The sequence below is a fragment of the Pseudomonas sp. MWU318 genome (assembly GCF_016756945.1).
Classification (GTDB): domain Bacteria; phylum Pseudomonadota; class Gammaproteobacteria; order Pseudomonadales; family Pseudomonadaceae; genus Aquipseudomonas; species Aquipseudomonas putida_A.
This window is the reverse complement of record NZ_JAESJL010000009.1, coordinates 169,608-184,958: the sequence shown is the minus strand read 5'-3', so window position 1 is coordinate 184,958 and position 15,351 is coordinate 169,608. Positions and strand designations below refer to the sequence as shown.

13 protein-coding genes are annotated in these 15,351 nt (G+C 61.4%); 4 read left to right on the top strand and 9 right to left on the bottom strand.

Going from position 1 to position 15,351, the window contains the following annotated elements; translation table 11 throughout:
• Positions 1–36: 36 nt before the first annotated feature.
• Complete coding sequence (locus JN524_RS21145) at positions 37–798, top strand: YdcF family protein (RefSeq protein WP_202370587.1); 762 nt, start codon at positions 37–39, stop codon at positions 796–798.
• 101 nt (positions 799–899) lie between these two features.
• Here JN524_RS21145 and lnt read toward each other — a convergent pair whose 3' ends face one another.
• The 5 genes from lnt to miaB form a co-directional block, all read right to left on the bottom strand.
• Positions 900–2,423 carry an apolipoprotein N-acyltransferase gene (gene lnt / locus JN524_RS21140; protein WP_202370655.1) on the bottom strand — a complete coding sequence of 508 codons (1,524 nt, stop codon included), beginning with the start codon at positions 2,421–2,423 and terminating at the stop codon, positions 900–902.
• Between the two features lie 277 nt (positions 2,424–2,700).
• On the bottom strand, positions 2,701–3,540 hold the full coding sequence (locus JN524_RS21135; protein WP_003228526.1) for an HlyC/CorC family transporter: 840 nt from the start codon (positions 3,538–3,540) through the stop codon (positions 2,701–2,703).
• A 5-nt stretch (positions 3,541–3,545) separates the two neighbouring features.
• Positions 3,546–4,040 (bottom strand): rRNA maturation RNase YbeY, encoded by a 495-nt coding sequence (gene ybeY, locus JN524_RS21130; RefSeq protein WP_202370586.1) that lies wholly within the window; start codon positions 4,038–4,040, stop codon positions 3,546–3,548.
• Positions 4,033–5,031 (bottom strand): PhoH family protein, encoded by a 999-nt coding sequence (locus JN524_RS21125; RefSeq protein WP_097089326.1) that lies wholly within the window; start codon positions 5,029–5,031, stop codon positions 4,033–4,035. Before JN524_RS21125 ends, ybeY begins: the two co-directional genes overlap by 8 nt.
• 284 nt (positions 5,032–5,315) lie before the next feature.
• Entirely contained in the window at positions 5,316–6,644 is a 1,329-nt protein-coding gene (gene miaB, locus JN524_RS21120; RefSeq protein WP_064589373.1) for a tRNA (N6-isopentenyl adenosine(37)-C2)-methylthiotransferase MiaB, read from the bottom strand.
• A 133-nt stretch (positions 6,645–6,777) separates the two neighbouring features.
• On the opposite strand from miaB, the gene JN524_RS21115 reads away from it, so the two are divergent.
• Positions 6,778–7,107, top strand: a complete 330-nt coding sequence (locus tag JN524_RS21115; RefSeq protein WP_003185742.1) for a DUF1820 family protein — start codon at positions 6,778–6,780, stop codon at positions 7,105–7,107.
• 166 nt (positions 7,108–7,273) lie between these two features.
• Here the strand turns inward: JN524_RS21115 and JN524_RS21110 are convergent, their stop codons facing one another.
• The 4 genes from JN524_RS21110 to JN524_RS21095 form a co-directional block, all read right to left on the bottom strand.
• Positions 7,274–7,828, bottom strand: coding sequence for a tetratricopeptide repeat protein (locus JN524_RS21110; RefSeq protein ID WP_003228518.1), 555 nt, complete (start codon positions 7,826–7,828; stop codon positions 7,274–7,276).
• A 231-nt stretch (positions 7,829–8,059) separates the two neighbouring features.
• Complete coding sequence (gene hemL / locus JN524_RS21105) at positions 8,060–9,343, bottom strand: glutamate-1-semialdehyde 2,1-aminomutase (protein WP_202370585.1); 1,284 nt, start codon at positions 9,341–9,343, stop codon at positions 8,060–8,062.
• A 15-nt stretch (positions 9,344–9,358) separates the two neighbouring features.
• On the bottom strand, positions 9,359–9,982 hold the full coding sequence (gene thiE / locus JN524_RS21100; protein ID WP_134787402.1) for a thiamine phosphate synthase: 624 nt from the start codon (positions 9,980–9,982) through the stop codon (positions 9,359–9,361).
• An 18-nt stretch (positions 9,983–10,000) separates the two neighbouring features.
• Positions 10,001–10,798: a hydroxymethylpyrimidine/phosphomethylpyrimidine kinase gene (locus JN524_RS21095; protein ID WP_007960553.1), complete on the bottom strand. Its 798-nt coding sequence runs from the start codon at positions 10,796–10,798 to the stop codon at positions 10,001–10,003.
• A 358-nt stretch (positions 10,799–11,156) separates the two neighbouring features.
• Here JN524_RS21095 and JN524_RS21090 point away from each other — a divergent pair, with 358 nt between their 5' ends.
• Positions 11,157–13,511: a hybrid sensor histidine kinase/response regulator gene (locus JN524_RS21090; RefSeq protein ID WP_202370584.1), complete on the top strand. Its 2,355-nt coding sequence runs from the start codon at positions 11,157–11,159 to the stop codon at positions 13,509–13,511.
• A 97-nt stretch (positions 13,512–13,608) separates the two neighbouring features.
• The gene (locus JN524_RS21085; protein ID WP_202370583.1) at positions 13,609–15,258 is read left to right on the top strand and encodes an acyl-CoA dehydrogenase family protein; all 1,650 of its coding nucleotides are present in this window, start codon (positions 13,609–13,611) and stop codon (positions 15,256–15,258) included.
• Positions 15,259–15,351 lie beyond the last annotated feature (93 nt).

Below are 15,351 nucleotides of genomic sequence, written 5' to 3'. Positions count from 1 at the left end.
CACTCTTAGGCTTCGGGCATCTCTGGAGATGCCCCGATGCCTTTTCGTTATTTCATCAAACAACTTCTATTGCCGCCTGGCATTCTTTTACTGCTGTTACTGGTCGCCTGGTGGCTGCGCCGCTCCCGGCCACGGCTGGCCGGCCTGTGTTTTGCCCTTGGCCTGGGTGGTTTCTGGCTGATGAGCCTGCCGGTGGTTGTGCAATGGGGCGCCAAAGGGCTGGAGCGCGAACCGCCAATACCCCGTGATGCGTGGACGACACTGGCGCAGCGCGCCGATGCCATTGTGGTGCTGGGTTCCGGGCGCGAGCGCGGCGATCTGGCCTGGGGCGAAGATCAGCCGACTGGCGTGGGGCTGGAGCGTCAGCGCTATGCCGCGCGGCTGGCCAAGGCGTCCGGGTTGCCGATCCTGACCAGTGGTGGCTTGCATTACGGCACACCGCCGACGGAAGCGAAGCTGATGGCCGATTCACTGCGCGATGATTTCGGCGTGACCACGCGCTGGCAGGAAGGTGAAAGCCGTACCACTTGGGAAAACGCCAGGTTCAGTGCCGACCTTTTGTTGCCCCAAGGCATCAAGCGTGTCGTGGTGGTGACGCAGGCCTGGCATATGCCGCGTGCCGTGTGGTGTTTTCAGCAGGCAGGGTTTGAAGTGGTGCCGGCGCCCGTAGGGTTTCTCGGGACCGATAATGCACGGCCGTTTGGTGGCTGGCTGCCGGAGTTCAAGTCGATCTGGCAGAGCGGACAGTTGCTGAATGAGGCGGTGGGGCAGGTGGGGTATTCGCTGTTTTACCGCTGAAGATCAAAAGATCGCAGCCTGCGGCAGCTCCTACATGGGGATTCGTGTTTTCCCTGTAGGAGCTGCCGCAGGCTCGGGCCGCGATCGGACGATCTTTGCTTTTATAGGGTTTTCGACATCCGGCTCGCCATCAGCGCCCAGCCAAACAGCAGCACACAGACAATGATCAGCGGCCATGAGCGCCATTGCAGGTACGGCGTCAGGTTGTGCATCGGCACCACTTCGCCATACAGAATGCCCTGCTCGAACTGCGGGATCTGCTCGGTGATCTGCCCGAACGGGTTGATCAGCCCGGTCACGCCGTTGTTCGTAGCACGGATCATCCAGCGGCCTGCCTCAAGTGCGCGCATTTGCGCCATTTGCAGGTGTTGCAGCGGGCCGATCGAGGTGCCGAACCAGGTGTCATTGCTGATCGTCAGCAGCAGATCGCTGCGTGCCGACAGACCGGCAGCGAACTCCGGGTACACCACTTCGTAGCAGATGAACGGCGCGATCTGATACCCCTTGGCCTGCAGCAACGGCTGATCCGCCGGCCCGCGAGCGAAGTCGGACATCGGCAAGTCAAAGAACGCGATCAAGCCGCGCAGCAGATCCTGCAAAGGCACGTACTCACCGAAGGGCACCAGTTTCTGCTTGAGGTAAGTGCCATCGCCTTCGCCGACCACGGTGATGCCGTTGAAGAAGCGTTTTTCGTGGCGGACCGTCTCGCGGATCGGCACCCCGGTGATCAGCGCCGATTTACGCTCGGCGGCGAAGTTGCCCATCATGTTCAGGTAGCCCTCGGCGGACTCCTTGAGCACCGGTACCGCGGTTTCCGGCCAGATCAGCAGATCCACCGGTTTGGAGCGGAAGCTCAGGTCGCGGTACAGCGCCAGTTGCGCGTTGAGCTGCGCCGGATCCCATTTCATGCTTTGTTCGACGTTGCCCTGAATTGCGGCGACGCTCAGTGCCGGGCCGGACGGACTGGTCCAGGCGTGTCCCTTGAGCGCGACGCCCGCCACCCAAGGCCCGACCAGCAACACCAGGCCGGCAGCGATAAAGCCTTTGCGACCGGATTGCAGCAAGCGCGGCGCGTTGTAGATCAGTGCCGCAGTCAGCGCCAGTACGAACGACACCAGCCACATGCCGCCCACCGGCGCGAGCCCGGCCAATGGGCCGTCGAGCTGACTGTAGCCGGAGTAGAGCCACGGGAAACCGGTGAGGAACCAGCCACGAAACGCTTCCTGGCCGACCCACAGTGCGGCAAACGCCAGCGCGTCGGCCAGCGGTGCTTCATTGCGGCGCAACCAGCGCGCCCAGACCCAGGCGGGCAGGGCGAAGAAAAACGCGATCGCTGCGGTGAACAGCAACATCAGGAACCCGGCCAGCAGCACCGAGGCTCCACCGAAATGGTGGATGCTGTAGTAGATCCAGCTGGTACCGGCGCCGAACAGGCCGAAACCGAAACACCAGCCACGGCCCAGCGCCTGACGTGGTTTCAGCTCGCGCAGGCCGGCGTAGAACAGGCCGACCGCGAGCAAGGCCAGCGGCCAGATGTTGAACGGGGCCAGGGCGAAGGTGGTGATTGCACCGGCCGCCACGGCCAGCAGGTTACCGGGCCAGCCGGGGCGGGTTGTCCAGCGCAGGGGGTATGTCATCAGCTATTTCCTGTATCGCGCCGGGTCTGCTGTTACGCAGGGCAAGGCGCGAGGAGTGAAGTTTGGTTTTTCAAATGAACGACGAGCAACGCAGCCCTGCGTAACAGCAGGCCCGGCCCTCCGGGTTACGCCTGAAAGCGGGCCATGCTGCGTTGCAGTCCTTGGAAAGGGAATGCCATTCCCTGCGGACTGCGCCTTGCCTGGCCCGCTTTCAGGCGCAACGCGATGCAGGAAATAGCTGATGACATACCCCAATCCTTAATGATTACCGGGCGATAGGGGTCAGTCGCAGCAAATGAATCCGACGGCTGTCGGCGTTCAGGATGCGGAAACGATAGGCGCCGATTTCAGTTATTTCGTTGCGTTTTGGCAAGTGCCCGAACGCGCTCATCACCAGACCGCCGACGGTGTCGAACTCGTCGTCGGAGAATTCGCTGTCGAAGAACTCGTTGAAGTTCTCGATCGGTGTCAGGGCCTTGATCAGGAAGTCACCGCTGGGCAGCGGCTTGATGTAGCTGTCTTCTTCGACGTCGTGCTCGTCTTCGATGTCGCCGACGATCTGTTCCAGCACGTCTTCAATCGTCACCAGACCGGCCACGCCGCCGTACTCGTCGATGACGATGGCCATGTGGTTGTGGTTGGCGCGGAATTCACGCAGCAACACGTTCAGTCGCTTGGACTCGGGCACGAAGGTGGCCGGGCGCAGCAGGTCCTTGATGTTGAAGCTGTCGCCGTTCTCCTTGAGGATCAGCGGCAGTAGATCCTTGGCCAGCAGCACGCCCATCACGTCGTCGTGGCTTTCGCCGATGACCGGATAGCGCGAGTGCGCCGAGTCGAGTACGGCAGGCAGGAATTCACGAGGGGTCTGGGTCGCCTTGATGCTGATCATCTGCGAGCGCGGCACCATGATGTCGCGTACTTGCAGGTCAGCCACCTGAATGGCGCCTTCGACGATGGCCAGCGCTTCGCTGTCCAGCAGTTTGTTCTGATGTGCATCACGCAGCAGCTCAAGCAGCTCCTGACGGTTCTTCGGCTCGTGGGCAAAAGCCTGGGTCAGTTTACCCAGCCATGACTTCTGCCCGTTGCTCGATCGATCTTCGCTCATAGCGATTACTCTGAATCCTTTGTTGTAACGATAGGGGATGTTTCGTGTTCGTCGTCCGCGTACGGATCGGGGTAGCCCAGTTCGGCAAGCAACTCGCGTTCCAGTGCTTCCATTTCTTCGGCTTCGTCGTCATCTATATGGTCGTAACCGAGCAGATGCAAGCAGCCGTGAATGACTAGATGTGCCCAATGGGCCTGGAGTTCCTTGCCTTGTTCGGCAGCTTCGCGCTCGACCACCGCTACGCAGATCACCAGATCGCCGAGCAGCGGGATGTCGAGAAACTCGTCCGGGACTTCGGCCGGGAACGACAGGACGTTGGTCGCGTAATCCTTGTGGCGCCAGGTGTGATTCAGCTCACGACCTTCTTCCTCGTCGACTAGGCGAATGGTCATTTCCGAGTCGGCGCTGCGCTGGCGCAGGGCCAGTTCGCACCATTGGCGGAAGTCGGCTTCACTCGGGGCGTTCGCTTCGGTAGCGATTTGCAGATCCAGCTCAAGCATCGCGCGAGGTTTCCCTGGCGGCTTCGGCACGGGTCTCGAAGCGCTCGTAGGCCTCGACGATTCGCTGCACCAACGGGTGGCGCACGACGTCTTTGGGCTGGAAATGGGTGAAGCTGATGCCCGGAACGTCCTTGAGCACTTCGATCACATGGTGCAGCCCGGACTTGGTGCCGCGCGGCAGGTCGACCTGGGTGATGTCGCCGGTGATGACCGCAGTCGAGCCAAAGCCGATCCGGGTCAGGAACATCTTCATCTGCTCGACGGTGGTGTTCTGGCTTTCGTCGAGAATGATGAAGCTGTTGTTCAGCGTACGACCGCGCATGTAGGCCAGCGGCGCGACTTCGATCACCTGGCGCTCGATCAGCTTGGCCACGTATTCGAAACCGAGCATTTCGTACAGGGCGTCGTACAACGGGCGCAGGTAAGGGTCGATCTTCTGGGCGAGGTCGCCGGGCAGGAAGCCGAGTTTTTCACCCGCTTCAACCGCCGGACGTACCAGCAGGATGCGGCGGATCTGCTCGCGCTCCAGGGCATCGACGGCGCAAGCCACGGCCAGATAGGTCTTGCCGGTACCGGCCGGACCAATGCCGAAGTTGATGTCGTTGCCGAGGATTTCCTTCACATAGCGCAGCTGATTCAGGCCGCGTGGGCGAATCATGCCTTTCTTGGTGCGCAGGGCGACGGAGGCTTCGGCGGGGGCGTGGTTGTCCAGTTCGACGACGGCCGATTCCTGGAGGAACAGGTGCACCATGTCTGGCGACAGCTCGGTACCCTTGGTTTCGCGGTACAGGCGGCGCAGCAGGTTTTCCGCAGACGTGGTGTGCTTGGGGTCGCCGATCAGCTCGAACTGGTTTCCGCGATTGCGGATCTCGATGGCCAGGCGCTGTTCGATCAAGCGCAGATGCTCGTCGAATTGCCCGCACAGATTGGCGAAGCGGCGAGCCTCAAAGGGCTCGAGGATAAAACGATGTGGTTCTATGGGTGCGTTCAAGGTCGTATTTAGCCGCCCTGGGGCAATTAAGATGAAATCAAGGATAACGCCAGTGGCGTGGGTGCGAAAGCTCTTAAATATCGATGCGAGTTTGGAACGCCTTTCTGTGGCGGGTGGAGTTATCTGTGGCGAGGGGATTCATCCCCGATGGGCCGCGGAGCGGCCCCAAAACCAGAGCTTTCGGTATGGCAGATTCACCACAACTTCAGCTTTGGGTCTGCTGCGCCAACCATCGGGGATAAATCCCCTCACCACAACAGCCCTACTACAGAAGACGCGCGGTGTTATTGGATCAACGAGCCGCGCAGCGAGTGCGGTTGCGCCGCGTCGATGTGCACGTCAGCGAACTGGCCGATCAGGGTCGGATTATCGCAGCGGAAGTTGACGATACGATTATTCTCGGTACGCCCTTGCAGCTCGCCCGGGTCTTTCTTCGAGTAGTCGGTGACCAGAATGCGCTGGATCGAACCGACCATTTGTCGGCTGATCTCGAACCCTTGCTGATTCAAACGATGCTGCAAGGCGTTCAAGCGTTCTTTCTTCAGCTCTTCCGGGGTGTCGTCGGCCAGATCGGCCGCCGGGGTGCCCGGGCGCTGGCTGTAGACGAACGAATAGGAGAAGTCGAAACCGACGTCGGCAATCAGCTTCATGGTCTGTTCGAAGTCTTTCTCGGTTTCGCCGGGGAAGCCGACGATGAAGTCCGAACTGATGCAGATGCCCGGTACCGCAGCACGCAGTTTGCGCAGTTTGGATTTGTACTCCAGCGCGGTGTGGTTGCGCTTCATCGCCGCGAGGATCCGGTCGGAACCCGACTGCACCGGCAAGTGCAGGTGTTTGACCAGCTCCGGCACTTCGGCGTGGGCCTGGATCAGGCTGTCGGAGAACTCCAGCGGGTGCGAAGTGGTGTAGCGGATGCGGTCGATGCCGTCGACAGCGGCGACCACGCGGATCAGCTCGGCCAGATCGGCCAGGCGACCGTCATGAGTCGTACCGCGATAACCGTTGACGTTCTGCCCGAGCAAGGTCACTTCACGCACGCCGTTCTCGGCGAGGTGGATGATCTCGGCAATCACGTCATCGAACGGCCGGCTGACTTCTTCGCCACGGGTGTAGGGCACCACGCAGAACGTGCAGTATTTGCTGCAGCCTTCCATCACCGACACGTAAGCGCTCGGGCCGTCGATGCGCGGCTCGGGCAGGTGGTCGAATTTTTCGATTTCCGGGAACGAGACGTCGACTTGCGGCAACTTGCTGCTGCGTGCGGCGTCGATCATTTCCGGCAGACGGTGCAGGGTCTGCGGGCCGAAGACCACGTCGACATACGGGGCGCGATCACGGATCGCCGCGCCTTCCTGGCTGGCCACGCAACCACCGACGGCGATCACCATGTCCGGGTTGGCCAGTTTCAGTTCGCGCCAGCGGCCGAGTTGCGAGTACACCCGATCCTGGGCACGTTCGCGGATCGAGCAGGTGTTGAGCAGAATCACGTCGGCGTCTTCCGCACGGGCGGTGACTTCCAGGGCCTGATGTTCGCCCAGCAGATCGACCATGCGCGAGCTGTCGTACTCGTTCATCTGGCAACCGTGGGTTTCGATGTAAAGCTTCTTGGCCATGGAGTAAGGTCGTCACCTGATTCAAAGAACCGCGCATTATAGGGAACAAGCCCTCAGGTTCCTACCGCTGTGCGTCCGGCGGCTATGCTATAGTTTGCGCCCTCATTTTTATCCCCGATGTTATCCCCCCGCCATGACCAAACGCGAAGCTCCAATCTATAAGGTGATTTTCCTCAACCAGGGCCAGGTGTTCGAAATGTACGCCAAGCAGATCTATCAAAGTGATCTGTGGGGTTTTCTGGAAGTGGAAGAGTTCGTCTTTGGCGAGCGCACGCAAGTGGTGGTCGATCCGAGCGAAGAGAAGCTCAAGGCGCAGTTCGAAGGCGTGGTGCGCAGCTTTGTGCCGATGCATTCGATCGTGCGCATCGACGAGGTGGAACGTCTGGGCACCCCGAAAATCAGCGAAGCCCGTGGCGCGGTCGGCAATGTGATGCCGTTTCCGATGCCGATGCCTGAGAAGTAAGCCCGGATCTGGATTTGAAATGATTTGTGGCGAGGGGATTTATCCCCGATCGACTGCGAAGCAGTCGCAAGTCCATTCAGCAAGGTATGTCAGAAGGAGCTTGATTGCAGGGTTTTGGGGCTGCTTCGCAACCCATCGGGGATAAATCCCCTCGCCACAAAAGCTCCTATGGCAATGGCGAAAACGGCGTACGCCCATCGGCGCTCTGCAGTTCCATCAGGTATTTACGGAAAATTTGCCCGAGCACCTGGGTCGCGGTTTCGAGGTCTTCGCGGGACATTTTTTCGGAGACTTCGTCGGCGGTGTCCAGCGCATCTTCGGCGCCGTTGACCGCGGCCATCTTCAGCACGATGTACGCCTGAATGTTATTGGCCTGCACGCCTTCGCCGTGGAAGAACATGGTGCCAAGCTTGAACTGCGCCTGAGCATGGCCTTGCAACGAGGCTTTTTCGAAATAGCTCAGGGCTTGATTGAGGTCGCGTGGCGCATTCTTGCCGTCGTAGTAGAACTCACCCAACTCGTATTGCGCTTGCGCATCCCCTTCGTCCGCCGCTTTCTGACAGGCGGCCAGTGCCTGCGTGACGTCTTGCGGCTGAGTGTTGAGGGTGCAACGACCCATCGCCGGAATCAACAACGAGTTGCCGCCTGCTTGTGCATGCGCGAGCAGGGGCTGAAGGAGCAACAGGCAGCCCAAGGCAAGGGTGCGGCCGGTGCGGTTCATGGGAATCGACTTACCTCTGAAGGGCACGCGGACCCATCGAGGGATCCAATAAGCGCGCATTATGAAATAAGCAGGGCCAACCTTACAAAGTCTTTACTCGTTTTTCTGCTGCGCGGGGAATATATCGGCCACTTTCTGGCGGATTTTTAGCAGAGGCGTGGGAAAAACAGCGTGGGTGTAGGTGAAAGCTGACGCTGGCCATGGCCATGGCCAACGTCAGCGGTACGGCGATTACTTCAGTGCAGCGAAGGCACGTTCGGCAGCGTCCAAGGTGATTTTCAGCTCGGCTTCGCCGTGGGCGATCGAGGTGAAACCGGCTTCGAATGCACTCGGTGCCAGGTACACGCCGCCTTCCAGCATCAGGTGGAAGAAGCGACCGAACAGTGCTGCGTCGCTGGCCATCACGTCTTCAAAGGTGACGATGTCGTCGGCGCCGCTGAAGTACAGGCCGAACATGCCACCCGCTTGCGTGGTCACGAACGGAATGCCCGCGGCATCGGCGCGTTGTTGCAGACCGTCGAGCAGGCGCGTGGTGTAGTCGGTCAGCTCGGCATGGAAACCCGGACGGCTGATCAGGCGCAGAGTGGTCAGACCGGCGGCCATCGCCAGCGGGTTACCCGACAGGGTGCCGGCCTGGTACACCGGGCCCAGCGGTGCGATGCGTTCCATGATTTCGCGCTTGCCACCGAAGCAGCCGACCGGCATGCCGCCGCCGATGATCTTGCCGAAGGTGGTCAGATCCGGGGCCACGCCGTAGTGCGCCTGGGCACCGCCGAGGGCAACGCGGAAACCGGTCATCACTTCGTCGAAAATCAGCACCACGCCATGCTTGTCGCACAGCGAACGCAGGCCTTCGAGAAAACCCGGTGCTGGCGGCACGCAGTTCATGTTGCCAGCGACTGGCTCGACGATGATGCAGGCGACGTCCTGACCGACTTCGGCGAGCATCTTCTCCACGGCGTCGATGTCGTTGAACGGCAGGGTCAGGGTGTGTTTGGCGAACGCTGCCGGTACACCGGCGGAGCTTGGCACGCCTTGAGTCAAAGCGCCGGAGCCGGCCTTGACCAGCAGGCTGTCGGAGTGACCGTGGTAGCAACCTTCGAACTTGATGATGCTGTCACGACCGGTGTAACCACGGGCCAGACGAATCGCACTCATGGTCGCTTCGGTGCCGGAGCTGACCATGCGCACCATGTCCATCGACGGCACCAGCGAGCAGACCAGGTCGGCCATCTCGGTTTCCATCGCGGTCGGCGCGCCGTAGGACAGGCCGTGTTGCAGTTGATTGCGCACCGCATCGAGCACGTCCGGGTGGCTGTGGCCGAGGATCATCGGCCCCCACGAACCGACGTAATCCACATAACGCTTGTCGTCTTCGTCGGTGACGTAGGCGCCTTCGGCATGCTTGAAGAACAGCGGTGTGCCGCCCACGCTCTTGAAGGCGCGAACCGGCGAGTTCACGCCACCGGGAATGTGTTTCTGGGCATTGGCAAACAGGGTTTCGGAACGAGACATGTTCGGGCTCTCAAATCAGATTTTCAGAAGTTCGTTGAACGCGCGGGCGCGGCGGGTCACTTCGGCGGTGCTCTGGGCTCCGAACAAACCGTGGACCACCGCCAGCAGGTCGACCCCGTGGGCCACCAGCGGCGCGGCGTTGTCGAGGGTGATGCCGCCAATCGCACAGACCGGCAGATGCAGCTTACGTTTGGCCTCGTCGAGCAGATCGAGGCTGCAGCTTGGCGCGCCGGGTTTGGTGTTGGAATTGAAGAAGCGACCGAAGGCGACATAGCTCGCGCCTTCCTTGGCGGCCTGTTCAGCCAATTCAAGCTGCGCGTGGCAGGTCGAACCGATGATGGCTTTTGAACCAAGCAGGGCGCGGGTCGGCGACAGCGGGCCGTCGGTCTGCCCCAGGTGCACGCCGACGTTGAGGCGTGCGGCCAATTCGGCGTCATCGTTGATGATCAACTGCGTCTTGTAGCGTTCGCACAGATCGCGTAGCGCTTCGGCCTCGCGCAGACGGCGGGCCTCGTCGCTGCTTTTGTCGCGGTATTGCAGCAGGGTGACGCCGCCTTCCAGCGCCGCCTCCACATACGACAGAAACTTGCCCGCCAGCAATTGGCTGTCGGTGATGGCGTACAGGCCACGGAGTTTCATCAGGCAGACCTCACGACGTTACGAGCAAAAATCCAGCGGCAGGCGACGCGGCACGAACTGGCCTTTGCCCAGTTGTTCGGCATCGCGCAGGGTGCGCCAGGTGTAATCCAGTGCCGTACGCACGGCGCTGGCGAGGTTTTCACCCTGGGCCAGCCGACCGGCGAGGGCGCTGGCCAATGTGCAGCCGGAACCGTGATAACTGCCCGGTAAACGCTGGCAATAGAAGGTTTCACGCAGGCCGTCACGGCTGTACAGGCGATTGTGGATTTCAGTTTCGTCGCCATGGCCGCCGGTGATCAGCAGGTTTTTGACGAACGGCAGGAGCTTTTCCGCGCACTCGTCCGCCGTGCCTTCGGGCAGTTCGGCGAGAATCCGCGCTTCGGGCAGGTTGGGGGTGGCAATGATCGACAGTGGCAGCAGACGCTCGCGCATCGCATAACCGACTTCATCCTTGCCCAGGCGTCCGCCGCCGCCGGCACGCAGCACCGGGTCGCAGACCACTGGCAAGTGCGGGTGCGCAGAGAGCAGTTCGACCACGGTGTCGACCATTTCCAGCGAACCGAGCATGCCCAGTTTGACCGCAGCGACTTCGGAGTCGTTGAGCACGGCATTGGCCTGGGCCAGTACCCACTCACGGTCGAGGACGCGGAAGTCAGTGACGTTGACAGTGTCTTGCACGGTCAGGGCGGTGACGGCCGGAGCCGCATGGCAACCCTGCGCGAGCAGGGCTTCGATATCTGCCTGCAAGCCGGCGCCACCACTGGGGTCGTGGCCGGAGAGACAGAGGACAACGGGGCGGGAGCTGTAGATATTCATGGTGCGCGAGCTTACCACCAAACCTGAATTTGGGGTTCAGTCCGGCTAAGCAAGATCAAAAGATCGCAGCCTTCGGCAGCTCCTACATGGAAACGCGATCTCTGTAGGAGCTGCAGGCTCGGGCCGCGTTCGGACGATCTTTTTGAATTCCTGACCTCCTCAACAGCTCTAGCTCGCTGCTTTGCTCTGAAACGCCCGTTCTAGAGCCTTTGTAGGAAAAATTTCGATGGTGCTCAATGGCCATCAACGGCTATGCTAGTCTGGATCCAAACCAATAACAGGTAATACCGGTTTTACGTCTACTCAAAGGGAATGGGGGGCTTCCTGACACAACCGGACGAGCCACGCTGGGGCTTCAATGCGCTATTTGCTGATGTTGCTGTTCTGCTTGCCCCTCCTCGCAAGCGCCGTCGAGTTCGACGAAAATACCCAGAGCCTTCCCCTGGGGCGCTCCTTGCAAGTGTTCGAAGACCCGAGCGGTCAGGCGAACATCGCCGACGTCCGTGCTCAAGCGGCGGCGGGCAATTTCAAACCCCACGACAAAGCCACGCTCAATGCCGGTTACTCGCGCTCGGCGTTCTGGCTGAAGATCGATCTGCATTACCGTCCGAACAATCCGGCCGCCCAACGCACCTGGCTGCTGGAACTGGCGTATCCTCCGCTCGATCATCTCGACCTTTATATGGCCGATGCCAATGGCGACTACCGCCTGATCCGGCAGACCGGCGACGCCTTGCCGTTCGCCAGTCGCGAGATCCGGCAGAACAATTACCTGTTCGACCTGACCTTCGCCCCTGACCAGCAAAAAACCGTGTACCTGCGCCTGGCCAGCGAGGGTTCGATTCAGGCGCCGGTGACGTTATGGTCGAGCACCGCGTACCTCGAAGACCAGCCGGTGCGCCTGTATGTGCTGGGGATTATCTATGGCGTGCTGCTGGGGATGCTGGTCTACAACCTGTTCATCTACCTGAGCGTGCGCGACACCAGTTACCTCTATTACATCTTCTACATCGCCTCGTTCGGCCTTTATCAACTGTCGGTGAACGGCGCGGCGGTCGAGTATTTCTGGCCGGACAATCCGTGGTGGGCCAACGCCGCCACACCGTTTTTCATCGGTTGCGCCGGGTTGTTCGGCAGCCAGTTCGCCCGCAGTTTCCTGCAGACCAGAACCCACAGTCGCTGGCTCGACTATCTGCTGATCGCCCTGATCGCGTTCGGCGCGCTGGTGGTCGGGCTGTCGCTGATGACCAGTTACGCATTGTCGCTGCGCCTGGCGACCCTGTTGGCGCTGGTGTTCACCGTGGTGATCTTCGCCGCCGGGATTCTCGCCTGGTGGCGCGGCTTGCGGGTGGCGCGTTATTTCATCATTGCCTGGTCGGCATTCCTGCTCGGCGGCATCGTCAATACGCTGATGGTGCTGGGCCTGCTGCCGAACGTGTTCCTGACCATGTACGCCAGCCAGATCGGTTCGGCCATCGAAGTCGCGCTGCTGTCGCTGGCGCTGGCCGACCGCATCAACGCGATGCGCGAGCAACAGGCGCAAACCCTGTCCGATGCCGGGCAGAAACTCGAAGTGCTCAACCAGCAACTGGCCCACAGCAACAAACTCAAGGACGAATTCCTCGCGACCCTGACCCACGAATTGCGCACGCCGATGAACGGTGTGATCGGTTCGCTGGAACTGATGCAGACCGTCGAGCTGGAGCCTGAACTGGAGCAATACCAGCAAACCGCTGCCGGCTCCGCCCGGGACATGATGCGCATGGTCAACGGCATCCTCACCCTGACCGAGCTGCAGGCCGGCAAGCTCAAGGCGACGCCGGGCAGCTTCAGCCTGCGCGCGGTGGTCGAGGCCTTGCGCGTGCAGTTCGACGGCAACGCGGCGAGCAAGTCGCTGGACTTCAAAGTCGAGGTGCTGCCGACCCTGCCGGATCGCTTGCACGGCGACAGCGCAAAACTGGCGCAATGCCTGGAGTGCCTGCTGGACAACGCGATCAAGTTCACCCGGGTCGGTGGTCTGGCGCTGCGGGTCACCGGCAAGCCGACGGCGGACAACCGCCTGGCGTTGTCGTTTGCGGTGATCGACACTGGCATCGGTTTCACCGATCTGGGCGAGGCGACGATGTATCAGCGCTTCTTCCAGCTCGACGGCTCGATGACTCGCGAATACGGCGGGCTGGGCGTGGGGCTGGCGATCTGTCGGCAACTGGTGGAACTGCTCGGCGGCAAGCTGACTCACCGCTCCCAGCCTGGCAGCGGCAGCCGTTTTCAACTGGATGTCGAGTTCGAGCTGCCGCCGCTCGAAGCGGTACCAACCCCGGACACGCTGAACGAACGCAGCCGTGCGCCGCAGGACTGCACGGTGTTGCTGGTGGATGACAACAGCGTCAACCAACTGGTGATGCGCGGCATGCTGCTCAAACTGGGGTTCCGCGTACGCACGGCGGACAACGGCGCGGCGGCGCTGGATTATCTGCAGCGCGAGGCCTTCGATGCGGTGCTGATCGATTGCCAGTTGCCCAGCCACGAAGGGGCCTCGTTGTGCTGCCAGATTCATGGGTTGCCCGGCTGCGCCAATCTGCCGGTGTTCATGCTGGCCCTGGGCACGGATCGCGAGCATTGCGCACCGGGCACGCGCATCGATTACCTGAACAAACCGGTGAAATTCGAAGACCTGCAGACGGCGCTGGAGCGTCGGGTGCTCAGCGCGTAATAGGGTGAAAGCGCCGACAGTTCGGCGCATATGACACTTTGATCAGCCACGGGCCGGTGCTTAACTGAATCCCTTGGCTGACCAAAGGAGCCCCGTCATGAACCTGCATCAGTTCGCCGAAACCCACGAAGTCACCAACCAGCCAAAGTCGCTGGATGGCGCCAACCTGTACCGCATCGACCTGCCGCTGCAGGAGTGGTCACGCCGTTTCGGCGCCGGGTGGGCCGAGTCGCGGATCGATGCCTACGGTGCGCTGGCCGGTGGGCCGCTGATGGCGGCCGGGTTCCTTGCCAATCAGAACAAACCGGTGTTCGTCAGCCATGACCGCTACGGTCATCGCATCGATCTGGTGGAATTCCATCCCGCTTATCACGAACTGATGCGCACCGCGATCGAACATGGCCTGACTTCATCACCCTGGACTCATCCGCAGGATGGCGCGCATGTCGCCCGCGCCTCGATGAGCTATCTGCACAGCCAGGCCGAGGCAGGCAGCGGTTGCCCGTTGACCATGACCTTCGCCAGCGTCCCGGCCATGCGCTTGCAGCCGGATCTGGCCGAACAGTGGCTGCCGAAAATCCTCGCCACCGAATACGACCCGCGTAACGTCGGCATGGCGCACAAGGCCGGCGTGACCATTGGCATGGCGATGACCGAGAAGCAGGGCGGCACCGATGTGCGGGCCAACACCACCAAGGCTTATCCGGTCGGCGCCAGTGGCCCGGGGCAGGCCTATGAACTGGTCGGGCACAAGTGGTTCTGCTCGGCGCCGATGTGCGATGCGTTCCTGACGCTGGCGCAGACCGACAAGGGCCTGACCTGCTTCCTGCTGCCGCGCCACCGCCCGGACGACGCGCGCAATCAGTTCTACATCCAGCGCCTGAAAAACAAACTCGGCAACCAGTCCAATGCCTCCAGCGAGGTGGAATTCCGTGGCGCTTTGGCATGGATGGTCGGCGAAGAAGGGCGCGGCGTACCGACCATCATCGAGATGGTGGCGATGACCCGTTTCGATTGCATGGTCGGCTCCAGCTCGCTGATGCGTCAGGCGCTGACCCAGGCCAGCCACCACTGCGCGCACCGCATGGTCGGCGGCAAACTGCTCAGCGAGCAACCGTTGATGCAGAACGTGTTGGCCGATCTGGCGCTGGAAAGCGAGGCCGCACTTGCGCTGAGCCTGCGCATGGGCAAGGCGCTGGATCATCTGGATGACCGCCACGAAGCACAATTCGCCCGGCTGGTGACGGCGGTGGGCAAATACTGGATCTGCAAACGTGCCCCCGGAATGATCAACGAAGCCGCCGAGTGCATGGGTGGTGCCGGGTATGTCGAGGAGAGCATCCTGCCACGGCTGTATCGCGAGGCGCCGGTCAACTCGACGTGGGAAGGCTCGGGCAATGTGCAGTGCCTGGACGTGCTGCGTGCGCTGTCGAAAGAACCGGGTGTGCTCGACGTGTTGTTCAGCGAATTGGGCGATGGGCACGGCGACAAGCGCCTAGCCGCGCATATCCAGCAGTTGCAGGCGCAGTTCAAGGACACCAGCGACATTCAGTATCGGGCGCGGCAACTCACCGAAGACATCGCGCTCGGCTTGCAGGCCAAGCTACTGCTGGAGGCCGGCAACTCGGCGGTCAGCGACGCGTTCATTGCCAGCCGCTTGGGCGGTGGCGGCCGGGTCTACGGCGCCTTGCCGCGCGGACTGGACATCGAAGCCATCGTCGCCCGCTCCACCCCGCAGGGTTTCTGATTTCACACAAATCCCCTGTAGGAGCTGCCGCAGGCTGCGATCTTTTGATTCTGATCTTTTTAAAGGCAAGATCAAAAGATCGCAGCCTGCGGC

Bases quoted from the DNA above. Each gene is read 5' to 3' on its own strand.
- miaB (WP_064589373.1), bottom strand. From the start codon at position 6,644: ATGGCCAAGAAGCTTTACATCGAAACCCACGGTTGCCAGATGAACGAG.
- thiE (WP_134787402.1), bottom strand. From the start codon at position 9,982: ATGAAACTCCGTGGCCTGTACGCCATCACCGACAGCCAATTGCTGGCG.
- JN524_RS21095 (WP_007960553.1), bottom strand. From the start codon at position 10,798: ATGAATATCTACAGCTCCCGCCCCGTTGTCCTCTGTCTCTCCGGCCAC.
- JN524_RS21145 (WP_202370587.1), top strand. From the start codon at position 37: ATGCCTTTTCGTTATTTCATCAAACAACTTCTATTGCCGCCTGGCATT.
- JN524_RS21115 (WP_003185742.1), top strand. From the start codon at position 6,778: ATGACCAAACGCGAAGCTCCAATCTATAAGGTGATTTTCCTCAACCAG.
- hemL (WP_202370585.1), bottom strand. From the start codon at position 9,343: ATGTCTCGTTCCGAAACCCTGTTTGCCAATGCCCAGAAACACATTCCC.
- ybeY (WP_202370586.1), bottom strand. From the start codon at position 4,040: ATGCTTGAGCTGGATCTGCAAATCGCTACCGAAGCGAACGCCCCGAGT.
- JN524_RS21090 (WP_202370584.1), top strand. From the start codon at position 11,157: ATGCGCTATTTGCTGATGTTGCTGTTCTGCTTGCCCCTCCTCGCAAGC.
- JN524_RS21110 (WP_003228518.1), bottom strand. From the start codon at position 7,828: ATGAACCGCACCGGCCGCACCCTTGCCTTGGGCTGCCTGTTGCTCCTT.
- JN524_RS21085 (WP_202370583.1), top strand. From the start codon at position 13,609: ATGAACCTGCATCAGTTCGCCGAAACCCACGAAGTCACCAACCAGCCA.
- JN524_RS21135 (WP_003228526.1), bottom strand. From the start codon at position 3,540: ATGAGCGAAGATCGATCGAGCAACGGGCAGAAGTCATGGCTGGGTAAA.